The sequence below is a fragment of the Streptomyces avidinii genome (assembly GCF_045161815.1).
Taxonomy (GTDB): domain Bacteria; phylum Actinomycetota; class Actinomycetes; order Streptomycetales; family Streptomycetaceae; genus Streptomyces; species Streptomyces avidinii.
Genome location: NZ_CP108863.1, coordinates 7,480,573 through 7,499,637 on the forward strand (window position 1 = coordinate 7,480,573; position 19,065 = coordinate 7,499,637).

A 19,065-nucleotide genomic window follows, 5' to 3' on the forward strand; every position below is an offset into this window, starting at 1 on the left:
CCAGCATGGGGGATTTCGAGCGGGAGTGGGGCCAGTCGCGCGCTGACGCATCGGGTCAGCAGGTCGATATGCGGTTGAACGGAACAGGTGCTCCGGCGGGGCCACTCGCACCTGGGGGATCGGGGACCTTCGGGTCCACGCCGGCGGAGAAGACGGCGGCTGCGTACACGATCGAGAATGAGCTCGAGGATAAGACGAAGTCGTCCACGGAGCACGCGGACGAGGCGACGAACACCACGGTCAAGGGCTTTGACGGGTGGGACACCGCGGCGGGCCTGAAGAAGGTCGCGGATACCTGGGACAAGCAGGTCGCGGTTCTGATGGGCCGACTTGGTTCGGAAAAGATTGCCCTGCGGGGTGCATCGGGTCTGTTCGTGCGCAATGACATCGGGCTGGGTGACCAGTTCCGGCCGATCGGCCACTCGAAGCTCCACGGGATATAGGGGTAGTAGGTGCTGACGTACAACGAAGTGATGACGACGGATCTGGGCCTGCTGACGACGGCGGCCGACAAGTGGGAATCCATGGCCGGCGAGATCAAGAAGGTCGAGGACCGATACAAGGACACGGTTCAGAAGATCACGATGGGCCCGGACTGGACCGGCGTCAGCGCTGGCGTCGCCCACACCAACTTCGCCGGCACACGCTACGAATACGCTGCTGCCCAGACCCAGGCGAAAGCCGTGGCCTCTCTGCTGCGTGACGCCCACACCCAGTTCGTCGACCTCAAGAGGAGGCTCGATTCCGTCTGCGCGGATGCCGTCAAGGAGGGATTGGTCGTCGATTCCCGGGGGAGCGTGCGGCAGGACGAGAGCAAGCTCACCGGTCAGGATCGCATGTACCTGCGGGATCACCCGGAGGCCGTGGCCGCGCTGAACAAGACGATCGAGGCCTGGGCCCAGCGGATCAAGGACCTCGTTCAGGCCTTCGCCGACGCCGATCAGGGCGTCAAGGTGGCCCTCGAAGCCGTCGGTGTCGACAGCAACAAGGACGCCTTCGGTAAGGGTGCCGACGACCAGCTCAACGGCTTCAACGCTGGCGCGCAGGGCGACATCGAGGTCTACGAGGCCCGCAACGCCGAGGACATCGCCACCCGCATCAACAGCGGCGAGAAGGTCTCCGCCGCCGACTACGCCGAGCTGAACCGTTCCTTCCGTGACAACTCCTCGCGTCCCGAGTTCACCCAGACCTTCCTGAACGGCATGGGCGCCGAGAACACGCTGAAGTTCACGAACAAGCTCAACGATCACGCGTACGGCGACGACAAGGGCAACAAGCAGCGCTACCTGGACCTGCAGAAGGGCCTCGCCAACTCCTTGTCGAACGCCATGCAGGACCCGAAGTCGCAGTTCTACAAGGACTTCCGCGCCGAGCTGAAGACGGCGGGCCTGGACACGTACGACCTCAAGGTCGCCGGCGAGGCGGTCAACACGGTGGCCAAGGGCCACGGTCAGGAGGTCCGCGGCTACCAGAGCCTGGTCACCCTGATGCAGCAGGGCGACGGCTACTCCGCTCCCTTCCTCCAGGACCTCGCGACCGATATCCGCAAGGCCGAAGACAAGAAGCAGGGCGGCAACCCGGACGTCTGGGACCTCTATGGCGACTACAACGGCAAGGACAGGGGGTGGTTCGCCAACGACCCGCTCGACGGAGTCCTCGGCATCATGGGTCGCGACCCCGCCACCTCCACCTCCTACCTCGACCCGGGCGCCGACGGCAAGAACGACAACCTCCAGTACCTGCTGAAGGACCGGGACTGGGACATCACGAACACGACCAACTGGCGCGGCAACATCGAATTGGACGGCACCGACAAGGTGGACGGAGACAACCGGATCGGGCTGGGTGCCGTCATCGAAGCCGGTACCACCGGGCATCCGGCCGGAGACACGACGCAGCCCAGTGACGGTAAGCACAGCGTGAGCGAGGCCCGCGTCATGCAGAGCACGGTGCAACTGCTCGACCAGGACACGAAGGGCGACAGCATCGAAGCCAACCTCCGTGACCCGCTGGCACGCTCCCTTGTCGACTACGCCCCCGACACCCACAACACCCTCACCCACGACCCCCGGTACGCCCACGTGTCGGGTGGACAGGTACTCCAGGACGGCGACGGAGGCCACCTGAACGTCGCCCAGGACTCGCTCACCCGGGTCCTGCGGGGCGTCTCCGACAATCCGGAGAACTTCGCGCACCTCTACGATGCCGAACGGGCTCAGGCCGCCCGCTCTCTCGCCGGAGCGGACCCCGCCTACAGCAACAACAAGGACTGGGAGAACCGGACCGCCGACGTCGGCATGGGCGCGGGCGTGTTCAACGCGATCGGCGTCGACGTCATCCTTGACGACCGGGACGCCAAGAAAGCATGGATCGATGACGTGGCCCGTTACTCCTACCACGGCGTGGGCGCACCCCTGACCCTCATCCCCGGGATCGGCGACACCGCTCAGCGCATGGTGGACGCGACCACCTACGAATGGTCGAAGGACGTCAAGGCGGAGGCGGACCAGGTGGCAAACGTCGGCGTGGCCAAGGAGATGGGCGCCAAATCGCAGGGCTCCCACGACCTGATCAACCAATGGGCCAACGGCCGCGGAAGGGACCCCATGACGGACAGCGTCGTCAACCACCTCCGTGACCAGTCGGACCTCCACTACAGCGCCTCCCGCAACCAAGCCCTCGCCGACCTGCACAGGGGACTGTCCTGATGAAGAAGTCCATCGCGGCTGCCGCGGCCGTCGCCGTCCTGGCAGCAGGAGGCGGCATCGTGTACGCGACGGGAGCGTTCGACAGCTGGCGGGACGGCCGGGCACTGGCCGACGCCTGCGGTGAGATGGTGGACGCGTCCCAGATGGAACGATTTCTGGGCGCCGACCGGGTAAGCGGCAGAAGCATGGGCAGCCTCGGCTGCCGCGCTTTTGATCCCGGTGGCAAGGCATCGTTGACGGTGACGGTGGAACGCGGCTCCAGCCCCGACTCGGTCGTGCTGCACGCCCAGCAGATCCTCGCCAGGGACCAGCAGTCGCTCCTCGTGCCGGTCGGCGGCGGCTGGCCCGCCATGGTGTCGATCGGCGGCGGCGCGGAATCGTACGCTACGGCCCTGCTGCCCTGCGGCGAAGAGACGTCCGAGGACGATCTCGTCCTCGGCATGACCGCAGTGCGATCCGGGAGCGGCGGGGGAGTTCAGGAGCGACGCGAGGCTCTGGCTGCGTTGGTGACCCGTGCACTTGAGCGGGCCGCCGCGGCAGAGGGCTGTGAGTCGGCGGACAGGGACAAGCCTCACGTACGTACTGGAGCCTTCGCGGATCTGCAGAAGTCCGGCGAAGCGACCGGCACCTGCCGGGAAGCGGGTCTGCCGAGTTATGAAACGGAGGCGGACGGCAACGCTCCCATCGAGCAGTGCGTCCTCGCCGGTGACGGTGGGGAGCGCACCTTCCGTCTCGCCGCCTACTACGGACCGTACCCCACCGCCCCGCGCCGAGACCCGCTCCGAGGCCCGTACGACTACGTCGGCCCCTCGGGCACCACCGAGTCCAAGTCCTGGACGACGGCCAGCTGCGCTGCGGGACAGGCGCTGTACACGATGGAGGCACTCGACCCGCGCACCCCCGCCTCCGACCAGGTACGTCAGGCCTTCCGCGCATTCGCCGCGGAGTCGGCCACGCGACACGGGTGCGTCGCCCCCCTCGGGGTCGACCAGCCATGAGCCGTGCCGTGCCGGTGAAGGGACCGCCGCCGGAGTACGCCTGGGACTGCTGGGCGCCGTAGCGGCATCGTTCTTCCACGGGCGGGAGACGTCCCCGCCCTGCAACGGTCTGGCCGAGGACACGCGCAAGTCCAGACGTCGGTGGGAGCGGCACAGGCCATCGTAGAAGCGACCACGGGCCGCGAACCCGGCCGTCACACCCAAGCACAGGCGCACGCGATGAGAGACGTCCTCGTCGCGCTCGGCCTCGGGGCATAGAAGAAGCTGGACCTTGGCCCGGCGCTGCGTGTTCCCGTCGCCAAGGCCCTGGCCGCCTACGCGCCCGACCTGCACGAGGTGCTCGCCGGCCTTGGCAGCGAGTACGTAGTGAAGACGGGCGGTGACACCCTGCGCGGGGAAGCCGACGGTACCTACCACCTGTTGGTCTACAACATCACGTTCAGGGAGATCCTGCGCGCGGTGTCCGAGGACCCGGAGGGGGGTGGAGCGACGTAGTCAGGCGGGACGCGGGTCGGGCGATGCTGGTCCGGTGCTGCCGGTGCCCCTGGCCGTAGGCGAGTTCGAAGGTGATGTCCTGGAGCAGGGGTGCGGGGGTATGCGTTGAGAGCCGCACGGTCCACGTTGGCTGGTGGCGATCAGCCCTGCCACCGGCCGGGCATACGGCTGCAGATCTGCGCGCGGACGGGGCTGGAGGCGGCCAGCGCGGTCGTCTCGGTTACTTCGGGTCGCGGTTGAACTGCGCCGTCGACCAGCTGTAGCCGAGCGTGATCAGGCCGACGCACCAGGCGATCGCGATCCAGCCGTTGTTGCCGATTTCGGTGCCGAGGAGGAGGCCGCGGAGGGTCTCGATGGCGGGGGTGAAGGGCTGGTACTCAGCGATCGGCCGGAACCAGCCCGGCATCGTACCGGCCGGGATGAATGCGCTGGAGATGAGCGGCAGGAGGATCAGCGGCATGGCCATATTGCCGGCCGCCTCGGGGTTCGGACTGGCCGCGCCCATGCCGACCGCGATCCAGGTGAGTGCCAGGGCGAACAGCGTGATCAGCCCGAACGCCGCGATCCACTCCAGTGCCGTGGCGTCCGTGGACCGGAAGCCCATCGCCACCCCGACGGCGCCGACGAGGACCACGCTCATCACGCACTGCAGCACGCCGCCGACGACATGACCGACGAGCAGAGAGCCCCGGTAGATCGCCATCGTGCGGAAGCGGGCGGTGAGGCCCTGGGTCATGTCCACGCAGACGGACACCGCGGCCTCGATCACGGTGCTGCCGACGGTCATCAGCAGCAGGCCGGGGACGATGTAGGCGATGTAGTCGGAGCGATCCGCGCCGCCGCCGCCGATGCCGGCGCTCATCACGTCGCCGAAGATGTAGACGAAGAGCAGCAGCATCATGATCGGCGTGAGCAGCAGGTTCAGGGTCCCTGACGGGTAGCGCCATGCGTGCAGGAGGTTGCGGCGCAGCATCGTGTTCGAGTCGCGTACAGCGAGGGAGAGGGAGCTCATCGGACGGTCTCCTTGGGCTGGTCGGGGACGTTGGCTGGGCCGGTCAGGGCGAAGAACACGTCGTCGAGGTCGGGGGTATGGACGGTCAGTTCGTCCGCCTCGATGCCGGCGGAGTCGAGCCGGTCGAGAATGGAGCGCAGTTCGCGCTGGCTGCCGTCGCTGGGGATGGACAGTGACAGTGTCTCGTCGTCGCGGGTGACCTCGCGCAGGGCGTCAGTGGCGGACTGGTACGCGACCGGGTTGGTGAAGCGGAGCCGGACGTGCCCGCCCGGGACGAGCCGCTTGAGCTCCTCGGCGGTGCCCTCGGCGACGATCTTTCCGTCGTTCAACACAGCAATGCGGTCGGCCAGTTCGTCGGCCTCATCCAGGTACTGGGTGGTGAGGAAGACGGTGGCGCCGTCGGAGACGAGGCCGCGGTTGATGCCCCACATGTTGTGGCGGGAGCGTGGGTCGAGCCCTGTCGTCGGCTCGTCGAGGAAGATGATCCGCGGGCTGCCGACCAGCGTCATAGCGAGGTCGAGGCGGCGCTTCATACCGCCGGAGTAGGTCGAGGCGGGCTTCTTCGCGGCCTCTACCAGGTCGAAGCGCTCCAGGAGTTCGGCGGCGACCCGCCGTCCCTCGCTCTTGGACAGGTGGTGCAGGTTCGCCATGAGGAACATGTTCTCCTCGCCGGTGATCAGGCCGTCAACGGCGGAGAACTGACCGGTGACACCGATCGCGGCACGGACCGCCTGTGGGTCTGCGGCCAGGTTGTGCCCGCCGACGTGCAGGTCACCGGCGTCGGCGGTGATGAGCGTGGACAGGATCTTGACGGCGGTGGTCTTGCCAGCGCCGTTCGGGCCGAGCAGCGCGAACACGGACCCGGCCGGGATGTGCAGATCGATCCCGTCGAGGACGAGCTTTTCGCCGTATGACTTGCGTAGCCCGACGGCGGAGACGGCGGTCGGCGACGAATGACCGTCATCTTGCCTGGATGTGCGCATGACAGATGAAGGCATGATGGCTTCCTTTCGGAGGCTGGAGACGCAGGGGAGTGGAGGCTCTCGGAACCCGGATTGAGTGACCGTCCGTACTGCACTTCAGTCGTGTCGTCCTGGGGAATGGTGTCGAGCGGCCCGCCGCCGGAGACCTGCTCGCCGGGGGCATGGGCAGGACTGAGCCAGGTATCGCCAGTCTGCTCGACCACCTCGGTGGACAGGATCTGCGGCGGCTTCCGGTGGCCGGTCGGCTCGCGCCTGTTCGCGCTGCGCCGAGGCGAACGAACCGTGCGTGCGGGCTACTACGCCCACTGGCATGAGGCGACGGGTGTTACTTCTCGGCCGTACCGGGTTCCCTGCTGATGGACTCCTGGTAGGCGTCCGCGTAGGTGCGTGAGTCCTTGATCAGGTCGTCGCAGAACGCGGCGACGTCGTTGCCGATGAGTTCCAAGACTCCCTTGCCCGAGGCGACGCCTTCCTCGAAGAAGTCGACGATCCCGGGGAGCAGGGGGCCGTCAGGCAGGTCGATCGGTCCGACCTTGAACAGGTACTTCTGCATCTCCTTGTAGACGATCTGGTAGTCCGGCGGGAGCGCCTTGACCCGGGCCATGTGCGCCCGCCACTGCTTCTTGCCCTCGATGATGTCCTGGATGCCCACGTCAGCCTCCCAGCCGGCTCAATTTCCTTGCGACGTTCCTGTTCAACTGCTCGCGCCACCGATCGCGATAGGTTCGGGCCCCTTCGCCGCCGGCCAGTGCCGTGCAGAAGCCTCGGATGTCGTCGCCGAGTACCTCCTGGATGCTCTGCCCGTCCGCCGCTGTTTCTTCGAGCAGGCCCAGGGCGGCGTCGAGGATCGGCATCAGGTTGCGGCCGGTGAAGTCCCCATGGGGGAAGAGGCCGCCCTTGATCTGTTCCCACGCCGCCCGGTAGTCGCCCGGCAGGGCGGCGGCCCGGGCTTCGAACGCCTTCCATTCCTTGGTGAGATCGCTGCCCGTGATGGTCTCCCAGAAGTTCATCTCCCGCCCTCCTTGAGCTTGTCGATGCGTGATGAGACGTACTGCCATTTCGCCCAGAAATTCGCGAGCTCCTCGCGGCCGGCGTCGTTGAGTGCGTAGAACTTGCGTGGGGGGCCGACCCCGGATGGTCGTTTCGTCACCTGGACGAGTCCGTTCTTCTCCAGTCGCAGCAAGATGGTGTACACCGTCCCCTCGACGACGTCGGCGAAGCCCAGCTCGTTCAGCTGACGGGTGATGGCGTACCCGTAGGTTTCCTCGCTGCCGATGATTTCGAGCACGCACCCTTCGAGCGTGCCCTTCAGCATCTCCGTCAGGTCGTCCATCGCGAGTCCTCCTCAGCACTATCGGTACTGCGTAGTACCGAGTACAGCTATACGGTATCACCGAGTAGTGGAGGATGTCAGCGATCGGCGAACAGGGATCGGGCTCTGCGATCCGCGCCGCTGCCGTCGAGGCGCCGTTCCCCACGTGCTCGATCTCCGGAGGGAGTCCGGCGGGCATCTGGCCTTCGGTCACGGCGAGAACCGGTGCCTGGGTGTGCAGCCGGGCCGTGTCGGGATGCGGGTCGCGCGCTCCGTGCTGCTCAAGCGCGTTCCCGGGCTGCGCATGGCCGTACCGGCCGAGGAGCTTGTCCTGCGCCGCGAGACGGCGGACATTTACGGGTCGAGGTGGGACGCGTGACCGGCAGCCAGTGACGAGTGAGGCCGTCCAAGGTCGTCCGCCACAGTTGGGGTGCCCGCCTGCGTCGATCGCGTCCACGGCGCCGTACTGGACGGCGAACAGGCCCCTGGCCGTGCCCTGCGGTCGACCTGGAAAAAGATGGTGCTCTCGCCCACCCCACCCCACCCCACGCCGCAGCCGCGGGAATTACGACGGTCCGAGATGAGGCACACCTCGCAGGTCGCTCCAGGGTGCTCATGTCATGCGACCAGTTGGGAGCGGATGAGCGAGAGTCGAGTCGTTCCCATGCCGGGGACGAAGCGTTGACCGTGCCCTGGATGAGGGCGGGTATCTCGGAGTCCGCATCCAGGACGGGTAGTTCGTCGGACCCGTAGCGCTCGCGGTTCGCCTCGGCGATGTGAGCGGAGCACCGGGCAGCCTGACAGCACTATGCCGAGCCGCTGCCGAAGCGCGGGTGCGCCACGCGGACCTGTGGGTGGAACATCAGAGGAAACTGAACCCATCAGCTTGGAAAAGGCTCAGCGTCTGCTGGTATGTGCGGTGGACCGGCGATCGCGCTGGACCGTGCATGGCCCGGATCTTCTCTATGAAGTGAGATATCGGAGGCAAGTGCACTCTGCAATCACCCGACTTCGGTAGCCGTCTCGAGACCAGGGCAACGGTGCCTGACCGGCCGTTTGTGCAGGTCAGGCACCGTGCTCAACTTCTTAGAAGAAGCCGAGCTTTTTGGGGGAGTAGCTTACTAATAAGTTCTTCGTCTGCTGGTGGTGCTCCAGCATCATCTTGTGGGTCTCGCGGCCGATGCCCGACTGTTTGTAGCCGCCGAAGGCGGCGTGGGCCGGGTAGGCGTGGTAGCAGTTCGTCCAGACGCGGCCCGCCTGGATCGCGCGGCCCGCGCGGTACGCGGTGTTGATGTCCCGGGTCCAGACGCCCGCGCCCAGGCCGTACGCCGTGTCGTTCGCGATCCGGACGGCGTCCTCGAAGTCCTGGAAGGAGGTCACGGACACCACCGGGCCGAAGATCTCCTCCTGGAAGATCCGCATCCGGTTGTCGCCCTCGAAGATGGTCGGCTGTACGTAGAAGCCGCCCGCGAGGTCGCCCTCCAGTTCCTGGCGCTCGCCGCCCGTGAGGACCTTCGCGCCCTCCCGCCGGCCGATCTCCACGTACGCCAGGACCTTCTTCAGCTGCTCCTCGGAGGCCTGCGCCCCGATCATCGTGTCCGTGTCCAACGGGTGACCCGGGACGATCAGTTCCGTGCGGGCCACGGCCGCGTCGAGGAAGTCCCCGTACCGGCCCCGTTCGATCAGGGCGCGCGACGGGCTCGTGCACACCTCGCCCTGGTTGAGGGCGAACATCGTGAAGCCCTCCAGAGCCTTGTCGCGCAGGTCGTCGTCCGTGGACCAGATGTCGTCGAAGAAGAGGTTCGGGCTCTTGCCGCCGAGTTCCAGGGTGACCGGCTTCAGGTGCTCGGCCGCGTACTGCATGATCAGCCGACCGGTGGCGGTCTCCCCGGTGAAGGCGATCTTCGCCACCCGCGGGCTGGACGCGAGCGGCTTGCCCGCCTCCTCCCCGAAGCCGTTGACGATGTTGACCACGCCCGGCGGAAGCAGGTCCGCCACCAGGCTCAGCCAGTAGTGCACCGACACCGGGGTCTGCTCGGCGGGCTTCAGCACCACCGTGTTCCCCGCCGCCAGCGCCGGGGCCAGCTTCCACACCGCCATCAGGATCGGGAAGTTCCAGGGGATGATCTGCCCGACCACCCCCAGCGGTTCGTGGAAGTGGTAGGCGACGGTGTCGTCGTCGAGCTGGCTCAGCGCGCCCTCCTGCGCGCGCAGCGCCCCCGCGAAGTACCGGAACTGGTCGATGGCCAGCGGCAGATCGGCCGCCAGGGTCTCCCGTACCGGCTTGCCGTTCTCCCAGGTCTCCGCGACCGCGAGGGCCTCCAGGTGCTGCTCCATCCGGTCCGCGATGCGCAGCAGGACCGACGACCGCTCGGTGACCGAGGTACGCCCCCACGCGGGCGCCGCCGCGTGGGCCGCGTCCAGCGCCCGCTCCACGTCCTCGGCGGTGCCCCGCGCGACCTCCGTGAAGACCCGGCCGTCGACGGGGGAGGGGTTCTCGAAGTACCGGCCGCGGGCGGGCGGGGCGTACGCGCCGCCGATGAAGTGGTCGTAGCGGGGCGCGTACTTCATGAGCGCCCCCTCGGTACCGGGCGCAGCGTAACGGGCCATGGAGTCCTCCCCTTGCCGGGCGCCGGCCGCCGTCGGACAGCGCTCGGGTGGAGGCTAGGAGCGGGCAGGTTGCGGATACGTTGCACGCCGCCGACCGCGAGCATCCGGGCGCGCGCCGAGTTCACGGTCCAGGGCGCGTACGCGGGCCAGTGCGGCCGGCCTGCGCTCCGGCGGCAGCGCCGCCGCCAGCGCCCGCCACGCCTCCGGGTCGTCCGCGCCCCACGGGCCGCACACCCAGTCGGTCAGCAGCCCGGCATCGGCCCGCGCGATCACGGCCGCCCGCGCCTGGTCCTCGATCCGGCGCCGCAACCGGACGATGCCGGGCGCCGTGGAGGCCGGCAGCAGCGGCCCGGGGTAGCGGTGGAGGGCGGCGGACACGGCCCCGGCGGCCAACTGCCGCGTCAGGGCCGTGAAATCCGCGTCCAGCGGAGCGGCCGTGCGGTACGGGCGCGAGAGCGGCGCCGACGGCCCCAGCAGGGCGCGCAGCCGGGAGATCTCGGCGCGCAGTGTCACCGGTGACACCGACTCGTCCTCGTACAAGGCGATCGCCAGCTCCTCGCCCGAGAGTCCCTCGGGGTGGTGCGCGAGCAACGCCATGATCTCGCTGTGCCGACGTCCCAGGCGGACCGTGCGACCGGCGGTGACCAGCAGCGCCTCGTCCTGGCCGAGCGCGGCGAGGGTGTCCCGTGCGGTCGGCGGGTCGGGCGCGAGCAGCGTCAACCGGTCCTCCGCCGCCCGCGCCACCGCCTGCACGAAGGCAAGGGATTGGGGGTGGGCGAGGCCGTCGCCGCCGGTGATGTCCACCGCACCCAGCACCCTGCCCGTCCGCGGATCCCGCACGGGAGCCGCCGCGCAGGTCCACGGGTGCACCCGGCGGCTGAAGTGCTCGGCCCCGAAGACCTGCACCGGTCGGCCCGTCGCGACGGCGGTCCCGGGAGCGTTGGTCCCCATCTCCGTCTCCGCCCAGCGCGCACCCGGGACGAAGCCGAGGCCCTCGGCCCGCCGCAGGGTGCCCGGTTCGCCCTCCACCCACAGCAGGCTGCCCCGCGCGTCGCACACCGCCAGCAGATGCGCCCCGTGCGCGGCGAACGCCCCGACAAGATCCCGGAACAGCGGCATCACCCGGGCCAGCGGATGCTCCTCGCGGTACGCGCGCAGCTCCGCCTCCGCGAGGTCCACCCGCGGCGCGCACTCCGGGCTCAGCCGGGCCCGCGCGCACCGCCGCCAGGACCGCGCGATCACCGCCCGGACGGGTCCCTCGACCCGCCCGTCCCGGGTGAAAGCGGCATGGGCCCGCCGTAGTTCGCGCGTGCGCGCGGCCGGATCGGCCCCGCCCGGCAGCGCCACCGACGGATCGCCCATGTCACCCTCCCGTGGTGCCGCGGTACCCGAGCGCCCCCATCGTCGTCCCGGCACCCGGTCCCGGCAAGCGGTACGTCGGCCAGGGCGCCGGCGGTATGTCGCCCCGCGCGGGCCGAAACCGCACGGGTCGCCTCACCCGGCGGGATCGGCCTCCAGCGCGGCGCCCGGGTCCGGGGCGCAGGGGCCCGACGGGATCCACCGCCCGGCCTCGCGGTGGTACGGCCACCAGCGTCCCTCCCGGCCCAGCCGGAGCTGGCGACCTGTGCCCGCCTCGGTCCAGCGGGCGCGGACCCGGCGGAGCACCGGCGCCTCCCCGTCCGCCCACGCCTCGACCAGGGCCGCACGGGCGCGGGCCAGTGTGCTCCGGTCCGGCGTCCAGTCGTCCTCCAGCGCCGCGAGGCCCGGGGCCGCGCCGAAGCCCCAGGCGCGGACGGCCAGTTCCATGTCGGCCCGGCTGCGCCCGGTAGCCGCCGCCAGGCGGGACCTGACCCGGAAGTCACCGGCCTCGGCCGTGAGTCGTACGGCGTCCTCGGAGAGCGTGAGCGGGGCCGCCGGGGCGCGATCGGCGTGGCCCGGAGCCAGGGCCTCCGCGAGCCGCCGATGGGCTTCGGCCGCGGCCGCCTGCGCCAGGAACTCCACCGCGTCCACATCGAGGTCCGGTTCCGGTTCGGTCTCCGTGTCCAGCGTCGGCGGCTGGCCCGGCGCCTGCGGCAGCCCCGGAAGCGGCGGCAGCGCGGGCCTGAGGGACCCCGCCGCGAAGGCCTCCGCCGCCGGGATCCCCTCGTCGGCGGGTGCCTGCGGAGCCTGCGCTTCCGCAATGCTCCGCTCCTCCAGCTCGTCCACCAGCTCCCGCTCGCCGCGGCCCCGCAGCAGGAGCAGCACGAAGGGGTCCTGGTCCAGCAGCCGGGCCACCTGGTAACAGAGCGCGGCCGTGTGCGGGCAGTGGTCCCACTCGCCGCAGTCGCAGCGCGGATCGAGGTCCCCGATGCCCGGCAGCAGCTCCACCCCGGCGGCCGCCGCGTCCTCGGCCAGCTTCGGCGGCACCTCCCGGTCCAGGAGCGCCGCGATGTACCCCGCCTCGGCGGCCGCCAGACCCAGCAGGCGGTCCCAGTGCGCCTGCGTGAACTCCTGCACCAGCACGTCCGTCCGGTGCGCCGTCCCGTCCGGGTCGCGCACCACCGCGGTGAGCCCGCCGGGGCGTACCGAGACCGCGCCGACCGCGCCCGAGCGCGCGTACCGGCGGCCCTGCTTGACCTGCGTCCCGTCGAGCGCGCTGTCCTCCAGAGCGCGCAGCCAGGCGTGACCCCACCAGGTGCGGGCGAAACCGCGGCCGCCGGGGGCCGGCGGCAGGGCGGGGAAGGTCTTCTCGTACGGGTCTCGGTCCCGGTCCCGGGTGTTCATCGCTCACTCCCCGCGCGCGTCGGGCGCAATGCCACGAGCTCGGCCAGTTCGGCATCGGTCAGTTCGGTCAACGCGCTCTCGCCGCCCGCCAGAACGGCGTCGGCGAGGGCTCGCTTGCGCTCCAGGAGCTGTGCGATGCGGTCCTCGACGGTGCCCTCGGCGATGATCCGGTGGACCTGGACGGGCTGGGTCTGGCCGATGCGGTAGGCGCGGTCGGTGGCCTGTTCCTCGACGGCCGGGTTCCACCAGCGGTCGAAGTGGATGACGTGCCCGGCCCGGGTGAGGTTCAGCCCGGTGCCCGCCGCCTTCAGGGACAGCAGGAACACGGGGACCTCGCCCGCCTGGAAGCGGTCGACCAGCTCCTCCCGGCGCGGCACCGGCGTCCCGCCGTGCAGCAGCTGCGAAGCGATCCCGCGCCCGGCGAGGTGCTTCTCCAGGATCCTGGCCATGGCCACGTACTGGGTGAAGACCAGGGCGGAACCACCCTCCGCCAGGATCGTGTCGAGGAGTTCGTCGAGAAGCTCCAGCTTTCCGGAGCGGGCGGCGGCGGCGTCGCTGCCGCTGCTGCTGCTTCCGGTGTCCTTGGCGCCGCGTTCCGCCGGGGCGTGTTCCCGCAGGTAGTGGGCCGGGTGGTTGCAGATCTGTTTGAGGGAGGTCAGCAGCTTGACCACCAGACCGCGCCGCTCCATCCCGTCCGCCTCCGAGATCGCGGCGAGGGTCTCGCGTACGACGGCCTCGTAGAGGGAGGTCTGTTCGCGGCTGAGGGCGACGGTGTGGTCGGTCTCGGTCTTGGGCGGCAGCTCGGGCGCGATGCCCGGGTCGGACTTCTTGCGGCGCAGGAGGAACGGCCGCACGAGCGCGGACAGCCGGGCGGCGGCCTGCGGGTCGCGGCCGCTCTCGATCGGGTCCGCGAAGCGGGAGCGGAAGGTGCCGAGGCGGCCCAGGATCCCGGGTGTGGTCCAGTCGAGGACGGCCCACAGCTCGGAGAGGTCGTTCTCGACGGGTGTACCGGTCAGGGCCACGCGGGCCGGGGCCGGGATGGTGCGCAGAGCCTTGGCGGTGGAGGAACGCGGGTTCTTGACGTGCTGGGCCTCGTCGGCCACGACCATGCCCCAGCGGGTGGCGGCGAGTTCGGGCGCGTCCAGGCGCATGGTGCCGTAGGTGGTGAGGACGAACCCCCCGGTGAGGCCGGCGAGGCTGCGGCCCGGCCCGTGGAAGCGGCGTACGGGCGTGCCCGGCGCGAACCTCTCGATCTCCCGCTGCCAGTTGCCCAGCAGCGAGGCCGGGCACACCACCAGGGTGGGCCCGGCGGTGTCGGGATCAGCGTTGGCGTTGGCGTTGGCGTCGGGATCGGTGCCGGGGTCGGTGCCTGTGTCTTGCGGTCGGTTGCGGTGCAGGTGGAGTGCGATGAGGGTGACCGTCTTGCCGAGCCCCATGTCGTCGGCAAGGCAGGCGCCGAGGCCGAGCGAGGTCATCCGGGCCAGCCAGCGCAGGCCCCGGAGCTGGTAGTCGCGCAGGGTGGCGCGCAGTTCCGGCGGCGCGCCGAGGGCGTCGGCCTCCTCCTGCGGGTCGGCGGCCAGGCGCGCACGCAGTCCTTCCAGCGGACCGGAGGCCTCTACGCCGACCCGCTTGCCGTCGATCTCCGCCGACCCGGTGAGTACGGCGGCCAGCGCGTCCGCGGCCGCGATCCTACGGTCCTGGCGGGCGCGGGCCCGGCGGGCCTCGGCCGGATCGACCAGGACCCACCGGTCGCGCAGCCGGACCAGGGGGCGCTTGGCCTCGGCGAGGCGGTCGAGCTCGGCGCGGGTCAGATCGCCTTGGTCGCCGAGGGCATGGCGCCAGCTGAAGGAGAGCAGGGCGCCGGGGGACAGCAGGCCGGAGGGCCGGGTGCTCGCGGCGGTGTCGTCGGGGGAGCCGAGGACGGCGCGGGCGCTCAGGTCGCGCAGGAGACCGCGCGGCCAGTGCACCTGGACCCCGTCGGCGGCCAGGGCGGCAGCGGCTTCGCCGAGCAGCTCCGTGACCTCCTCGTCGGCGAGCTCGACGGCGTCCGGGACGGCCGCGCCCAGCAGCGGGGCGAGCGGGGGCCACAGCCGGGCGGCACGGCGCAGTGCGCGGAGGGCGTCCATCCGGGCGCCGGGCGGAAAGGCGGCCGCGGCGGCTCCGGATCCGGCCCACACATCGGCGGCGTCGGCGACGAGGGCGGCGTCGGCCAGGCTGTGCATCTGGAGGACGGCCCGGAAGGCGGGAGCGGCCTCGGGGCCGTCCCCGGGCGCCCTGGCTCCGGCTCCGGGCTCGGCCCCCGCCTCGGCTTCGTGCTCGGCCTCGGGGTCCCGGTCGAGCACGATCCGCACGGAGATCCGTACGCCCGCGTCATGGCCGGCGGCCACCTCCGCGGCCCAGCCGCGCAGCTCGGGGTGGAGGCGCGGGGGATGAGCGGCGTAGGCCGGCCCACCGGCGGCCGCGGGAGCGGCGGGGGAGCGCGGGAGCGTGTCGGCGACGGCGTCGAGGAAAGCCCGCAGCAGCGGCTCCGGCGCGGGCAGCCGGACCGGACCGTCGGCGGTCAGCGGTACACAGTGCGCGGTGGGCGGCATCGCTGCGGCCAGTTCCCGGACCTCGTCGAGGTCGGAGGCCTCCAGCGGGCCGATCCGCCAGGCGTCGTGGCCTGCGGGGCTCACCCCGGGCAGGAGCTGCCCGCGCGCGGCGAAGCGCAGGGCGAGCAGCGCGGCGGCGCCCCAGAACGCCGTGGCGCTGCTGCCGGTGGCCTCGTTTCCGCCGCTGGTTCCGGCGTCGGCCTCGGCTTCGGCCGCGGCGGAGCGGGCGCGGGTGAGCAGGGGCAGGGCCTCGTCCACGGACAGCACGAGCGCGGCCACGGTGGCTCGGCGCAGGTCGGGGGTGATGACCGCGAGCTCTTCGTAACGGCCGGTTCCGGTACGGGCCTTGGGGTCCGCAGCGCCGGTGCCGGCACCGGCGCCGGCACCGGTGTCCGTGTGGGTATAGGTGTCGGCGCGGGGTGCCTTGCCGTCGGTCTGCCAGAGGGCGATTCGGCCGCTGCGGGCCGGGTCGGCGGGAAGAAAGACGGCGCAGTGGTGGATGAGGCCGGAGATCTCGGAGAGCACGCATTCCTCAAACTTGACTACCGGGTACAGGGCGGCCGACAGTACCTCACCGAGGGTTCCCGGCGATGGGGGCGCGGCCGTGACCCGGGTCACTTCCAAGACCGTTCGGGTGCCGGGGAACGCGCGGTCGCGGCGGCGCGTTGAGGGGGTAGTGGTCGACGGCAGGAGGAGGTGTCCGCAGATGTCCACGAGCGGAAAGGTCGCGGTTGCCGGAGTCGTGGCAGCCATCGTGTTGTTCTGGGCGGTGGGGTTCTGGGCGGGGCTGCTGGTCCTGATCGGCGTGCCGGCCGCTGCCTACCTCCTGCTGGACTCCTCCCAGCGGCGTCGCCTGCGGGGTATGTCCAGGAAGCAGATCGGCCGCTGATCGCGGCGCAGACGTAGATCCTGTCCGGGCTCCGGTTCCGATGCGGAGCCCGGCAGGCATGGCTGCGGGGCCGGCCTGCCGGGCACGGCCGCCGCGTGGCGGTGGCGCGGCAGGGCCGTGGCCCGCCCGGGCGGCCGGGTCAGGCGGCGCCGCTCACGACGGCAGGGGCGAGGTCCGGGCTGAGGTCCGGGGCGAGGTCCGGTTCGAGCAGCATCTGGGACGCGTGGTCCACGAGGTGCCGGAGCACCGGCAAATAGGTCTCGTCGCCGCCCAGTTCGTCCAGGATGCGGTATCCCTCGGCGCGGAACGCGTCGATCTCCGCCCGGTACCGGTCCAGGGCGGTGGGCGTCCGCAGCAGGCCCGCGAGCTCCGATCTGGCGTGATGCGAGCGTCCGGCGGCGGCGCACAGGCCCAGGATGTGCTCCCTCGAACCGGGCGATGCGTCCTCGATCACCGAGGCCAGAAGATAGGTGACGGTGCCGTTGAGCAGGTCCTCGTCGCGGCCGGACAGAATGTCTTCCTGGTCGTTGAAGATCTGCCACAGGATGCCGAAGACGAAGCCGAATTCACGCCACAGCTCCACCTTCTCGGCCGTCGTGCCCGAGAATATCGCGGCCATAGCGGTGATCATTCCGAAAGGCGCGCCGGATTTGCCACGATAGGTCTCGATCACCGATTTCCGCGAAGCGCTGCGGACGTCCCCGCGCATGTCGTCGATCTGGCCGTCGACGCCGATGATCCAGCCGTTCAGGATCTCGGTAATGAGCGCGCTGCGTGCCGGTGCCGGGAGATCCTGCTCCAGGAGGATCTGAATGGGGAGTGCATTTCCCGTGATGACGGACGCGAGCAGTGCTTCGTTCTCGGTGAGCTCGCCGGAGATGGAGGCGCCGTTGGCGTCCGCCAGGTCGTCGAGGTAGCAGGCCGAGGTCCACCACAGCAGGTGGACGGCGGAAAGCGGAATGGCCGGCTTTGGATTTCCGGTCTCTATGGCGTGGGCGAGCAGGGGCAGCACTGAGAGGGGATGTCTCAGTTTGCGGTGCTCCAAGAGCTTGGCCACCGAGCTTCGGGTCGTGCTCGCCAGCGGGCCGAGCCGCTCCAGCGCGGTTTCGATCTCCGTGTCGATGTCCTGCGCGACTTCCCGGTGCAGGTCCAGGTAGGACATGGAATTCAAGAATGGCCTCCGTCGTGGAATGGGCCGCCGGGGCGAGGTACGCACCCTTTGAGCCGCGTGACTGGCCGATTCGATCATTCCGGAGGAAGGGGATCCAGAGCGATTTCCAGCCTGATCGGCCGGTTCTTTTCGGTCGCGGGGGTCGGAACTGCGCGGCGCCCGGAGGCCGGGCGCCGCCGGACCGATCAGTAGTAGTCGCGCATCAGGGCCGTCGCCCACTCCGGCTGCCGCCGTTCACCCCGAGGCCCGAACTCGTCCATGTACGGCTTCAGATCGAGCACCGGAGTGCCGTCGACGGCGTCGAGGCCCGCCACGTGCACGTCCAGGCCGTCCACCTTCACCACCCGGCAGCGCGAGACGCCCAGCCGGTTGGGCCGGTTCTTGCCGCGCTGGGCGAAGATGCCGACCAGCGGCCAGTCCGGGTTGCCGCGCGGGCGGCGGGCGCCCGTCTCGATCTTCTCCACCGGCACCCGGTCGAAGTGGTAGACGACCTCGACGTGCGAGAAGTCCTCCAGCCCGTACAGCGCCTCCGGGCCGAACAGGCGGTCGTCGAGCCGGATCACCGCCGTCTCCCGCCCCCAGTCGTCATCGGCCACCTCGCTGCGGCCTCCCACGACCACACCCACCGGTTCGCACTCCACCACTGCATCCCCCTTCGTTGTGCCGTCCCCGCGCTCACGACGGACGGACCGCGATGCGGTCCAGTTCCGCCAGCAGGTGCGGCAGGTCCGGATCCCCTTCATGAGGGACCGTGAGCACCTCGCCCGGTTCCTCGTCCAGCAGTACGAAGGCCGCCTCGCCGGTACGGGCCACCAGCGACCAGCCCGGACCGTCCACCCGCAGCGTCCGGGCCCCCTCGCCGGCGAACGAGGACCGTACCCGGCCCGGCGGCGGCGGGGTCTTCGTGTACCCCACGGCGTCCTCCAGCGCCCGCGCGAGCCCGGGGTGCGCGGCGGCCGCCGCTCCACCGTCCGTGGCCTCGCGCTCGCGCCAGTCGGCCCACTCCCGTGCGATCTGGTCCGCGCCCATCCGCCGCTGCACCGGGCCCCACGCCTCCGCCGAGGGCGGCGCGAGCGGGACGCGCCCCGTACCGTCGGCGCCCTGCTCGGGATCGTGCGGCTCGGGGATCCCCGACGCGGCGACCGACAGCTCCAGCGGCCAGCCCGCCAGCGAGACCACGATGGTCCGCTCGTCGGGGGACAGGTCGTACTCCATCCCGCAGTCCCAGGAGGCGATGGCCGCGGCGACGAGCGAGACGTCGTCCACGACGACCGTCCAGCGCGCGCCCTCCTCGTCCTGGCCGAGCACCAGCCCGTACCCCTCCCCGCCCGGCGCCACTCCCAGCAGGGAACATGCCTCGGGGAAGTCGTCACCCAGGATGCTCGGGAACTGTGCCGGGGTCAGCAGCACAGCGGTCAGCACATACAGCGAGCCGCCACCCTCGTCGTCGGACACCTGGCCTCCTGGTAGCTCTCTCGTCGGCGCACCTTAACCAGCGGGTAACCCGCACGTCGAGAGCTTGCGGGCGACGAT

At 70.6% G+C, this 19,065-nt stretch carries 17 protein-coding genes and 2 pseudogenes; 6 read left to right on the forward strand and 13 right to left on the reverse strand.

All coding sequences use genetic code 11. From position 1 onward, the window contains the following. Window positions 1-5: 5 nt before the first annotated feature. The 4 genes from OG373_RS33685 (at window position 6) to OG373_RS33700 (ending at window position 4,201) form a co-directional block, all read left to right on the forward strand. Window positions 6-443 carry a hypothetical protein gene (locus OG373_RS33685; protein WP_405442276.1) on the forward strand — a complete coding sequence of 146 codons (438 nt, stop codon included), beginning with the start codon at window positions 6-8 and terminating at the stop codon, window positions 441-443. Window positions 444-473: 30 nt separating this feature from the next. Beyond that, window positions 474-2,708 (forward strand): hypothetical protein, encoded by a 2,235-nt coding sequence (locus OG373_RS33690; protein ID WP_405442278.1) that lies wholly within the window; start codon window positions 474-476, stop codon window positions 2,706-2,708. Continuing rightward, a complete protein-coding gene (locus OG373_RS33695) occupies window positions 2,708-3,706 on the forward strand; it encodes a hypothetical protein (protein ID WP_405442279.1) in 999 nt (332 codons plus the stop codon). The genes OG373_RS33690 and OG373_RS33695 overlap by 1 nt, the downstream gene beginning before the upstream one ends. Before the next feature lie 336 nt (window positions 3,707-4,042). Next, complete coding sequence (locus tag OG373_RS33700; protein WP_266599664.1) at window positions 4,043-4,201, forward strand: hypothetical protein; 159 nt, start codon at window positions 4,043-4,045, stop codon at window positions 4,199-4,201. Here the strand turns inward: OG373_RS33700 and OG373_RS33705 are convergent. From OG373_RS33705 to OG373_RS33730, 6 genes and pseudogenes are all read right to left on the reverse strand, one after another. Continuing rightward, a pseudogene (locus OG373_RS33705) lies at window positions 4,146-4,340 on the reverse strand (hypothetical protein); the annotation flags it as partial. The gene OG373_RS33700 and the pseudogene OG373_RS33705 overlap by 56 nt on opposite strands. Before the next feature lie 81 nt (window positions 4,341-4,421). Further along, on the reverse strand, window positions 4,422-5,213 hold the full coding sequence (locus tag OG373_RS33710; protein WP_405442281.1) for an ABC transporter permease: 792 nt from the start codon (window positions 5,211-5,213) through the stop codon (window positions 4,422-4,424). Continuing rightward, window positions 5,210-6,211: an ATP-binding cassette domain-containing protein gene (locus OG373_RS33715; protein WP_405442282.1), complete on the reverse strand. Its 1,002-nt coding sequence runs from the start codon at window positions 6,209-6,211 to the stop codon at window positions 5,210-5,212. Before OG373_RS33715 ends, OG373_RS33710 begins: the two co-directional genes overlap by 4 nt. A 310-nt stretch (window positions 6,212-6,521) precedes the next feature. Further along, window positions 6,522-6,848 (reverse strand): DUF1048 domain-containing protein, encoded by a 327-nt coding sequence (locus OG373_RS33720; protein ID WP_266599670.1) that lies wholly within the window; start codon window positions 6,846-6,848, stop codon window positions 6,522-6,524. A gap of 1 nt (window position 6,849) precedes the next feature. Continuing rightward, window positions 6,850-7,206, reverse strand: coding sequence for a DUF1048 domain-containing protein (locus OG373_RS33725; protein WP_405442283.1), 357 nt, complete (start codon window positions 7,204-7,206; stop codon window positions 6,850-6,852). After that, the gene (locus OG373_RS33730) at window positions 7,203-7,529 is read right to left on the reverse strand and encodes a PadR family transcriptional regulator (RefSeq protein WP_405442284.1); all 327 of its coding nucleotides are present in this window, start codon (window positions 7,527-7,529) and stop codon (window positions 7,203-7,205) included. Before OG373_RS33730 ends, OG373_RS33725 begins: the two co-directional genes overlap by 4 nt. A gap of 139 nt (window positions 7,530-7,668) precedes the next feature. On the opposite strand from OG373_RS33730, the pseudogene OG373_RS33735 reads away from it, so the two are divergent. Continuing rightward, a pseudogene (locus OG373_RS33735) lies at window positions 7,669-7,887 on the forward strand (cytochrome P450); the annotation flags it as partial. Between the two features lie 707 nt (window positions 7,888-8,594). On the opposite strand, the gene OG373_RS33740 reads toward OG373_RS33735, so the two are convergent. The 4 genes from OG373_RS33740 to OG373_RS33755 form a co-directional block, all read right to left on the reverse strand. After that, window positions 8,595-10,118 carry an aldehyde dehydrogenase family protein gene (locus OG373_RS33740; RefSeq protein WP_405442286.1) on the reverse strand — a complete coding sequence of 508 codons (1,524 nt, stop codon included), beginning with the start codon at window positions 10,116-10,118 and terminating at the stop codon, window positions 8,595-8,597. A gap of 54 nt (window positions 10,119-10,172) precedes the next feature. Continuing rightward, a complete protein-coding gene (locus tag OG373_RS33745; RefSeq protein ID WP_405442288.1) occupies window positions 10,173-11,480 on the reverse strand; it encodes a GAF domain-containing protein in 1,308 nt (435 codons plus the stop codon). A 132-nt stretch (window positions 11,481-11,612) separates the two neighbouring features. Continuing rightward, window positions 11,613-12,881 (reverse strand): SWF or SNF family helicase, encoded by a 1,269-nt coding sequence (locus OG373_RS33750; RefSeq protein ID WP_405442290.1) that lies wholly within the window; start codon window positions 12,879-12,881, stop codon window positions 11,613-11,615. After that, the gene (locus OG373_RS33755; protein WP_405442292.1) at window positions 12,878-15,997 is read right to left on the reverse strand and encodes a DEAD/DEAH box helicase; all 3,120 of its coding nucleotides are present in this window, start codon (window positions 15,995-15,997) and stop codon (window positions 12,878-12,880) included. The genes OG373_RS33750 and OG373_RS33755 overlap by 4 nt, the downstream gene beginning before the upstream one ends. A gap of 181 nt (window positions 15,998-16,178) precedes the next feature. On the opposite strand from OG373_RS33755, the gene OG373_RS33760 reads away from it, so the two are divergent. Then, a complete protein-coding gene (locus OG373_RS33760; protein WP_189967292.1) occupies window positions 16,179-16,361 on the forward strand; it encodes a hypothetical protein in 183 nt (60 codons plus the stop codon). Window positions 16,362-16,500: 139 nt separating this feature from the next. On the opposite strand, the gene OG373_RS33765 is transcribed toward OG373_RS33760, so the two are convergent. The 3 genes from OG373_RS33765 to OG373_RS33775 form a co-directional block, all read right to left on the reverse strand. Continuing rightward, on the reverse strand, window positions 16,501-17,523 hold the full coding sequence (locus OG373_RS33765; RefSeq protein ID WP_405442293.1) for a polyprenyl synthetase family protein: 1,023 nt from the start codon (window positions 17,521-17,523) through the stop codon (window positions 16,501-16,503). Window positions 17,524-17,717: 194 nt separating this feature from the next. Further along, complete coding sequence (locus tag OG373_RS33770) at window positions 17,718-18,173, reverse strand: SAM-dependent methyltransferase (protein ID WP_405444293.1); 456 nt, start codon at window positions 18,171-18,173, stop codon at window positions 17,718-17,720. Window positions 18,174-18,207: 34 nt separating this feature from the next. Continuing rightward, window positions 18,208-18,987 carry a hypothetical protein gene (locus OG373_RS33775; protein WP_405442295.1) on the reverse strand — a complete coding sequence of 260 codons (780 nt, stop codon included), beginning with the start codon at window positions 18,985-18,987 and terminating at the stop codon, window positions 18,208-18,210. Between the last annotated feature and the right edge of the window lie 78 nt (window positions 18,988-19,065).

What these genes read in the sequence shown, in the direction of transcription:
- OG373_RS33695 (WP_405442279.1), top strand. Translation starts at nt 2,708, where the DNA reads ATGAAGAAGTCCATCGCGGCTGCCGCGGCCGTCGCCGTCCTGGCAGCA.
- OG373_RS33715 (WP_405442282.1), bottom strand. Translation starts at nt 6,211, where the DNA reads ATGCCTTCATCTGTCATGCGCACATCCAGGCAAGATGACGGTCATTCG.
- OG373_RS33710 (WP_405442281.1), bottom strand. Translation starts at nt 5,213, where the DNA reads ATGAGCTCCCTCTCCCTCGCTGTACGCGACTCGAACACGATGCTGCGC.
- OG373_RS33730 (WP_405442284.1), bottom strand. Translation starts at nt 7,529, where the DNA reads ATGGACGACCTGACGGAGATGCTGAAGGGCACGCTCGAAGGGTGCGTG.
- OG373_RS33745 (WP_405442288.1), bottom strand. Translation starts at nt 11,480, where the DNA reads ATGGGCGATCCGTCGGTGGCGCTGCCGGGCGGGGCCGATCCGGCCGCG.
- OG373_RS33685 (WP_405442276.1), top strand. Translation starts at nt 6, where the DNA reads ATGGGGGATTTCGAGCGGGAGTGGGGCCAGTCGCGCGCTGACGCATCG.
- OG373_RS33750 (WP_405442290.1), bottom strand. Translation starts at nt 12,881, where the DNA reads ATGAACACCCGGGACCGGGACCGAGACCCGTACGAGAAGACCTTCCCC.
- OG373_RS33740 (WP_405442286.1), bottom strand. Translation starts at nt 10,118, where the DNA reads ATGGCCCGTTACGCTGCGCCCGGTACCGAGGGGGCGCTCATGAAGTAC.
- OG373_RS33725 (WP_405442283.1), bottom strand. Translation starts at nt 7,206, where the DNA reads ATGAACTTCTGGGAGACCATCACGGGCAGCGATCTCACCAAGGAATGG.
- OG373_RS33690 (WP_405442278.1), top strand. Translation starts at nt 474, where the DNA reads ATGACGACGGATCTGGGCCTGCTGACGACGGCGGCCGACAAGTGGGAA.
- OG373_RS33765 (WP_405442293.1), bottom strand. Translation starts at nt 17,523, where the DNA reads ATGTCCTACCTGGACCTGCACCGGGAAGTCGCGCAGGACATCGACACG.
- OG373_RS33760 (WP_189967292.1), top strand. Translation starts at nt 16,179, where the DNA reads ATGTCCACGAGCGGAAAGGTCGCGGTTGCCGGAGTCGTGGCAGCCATC.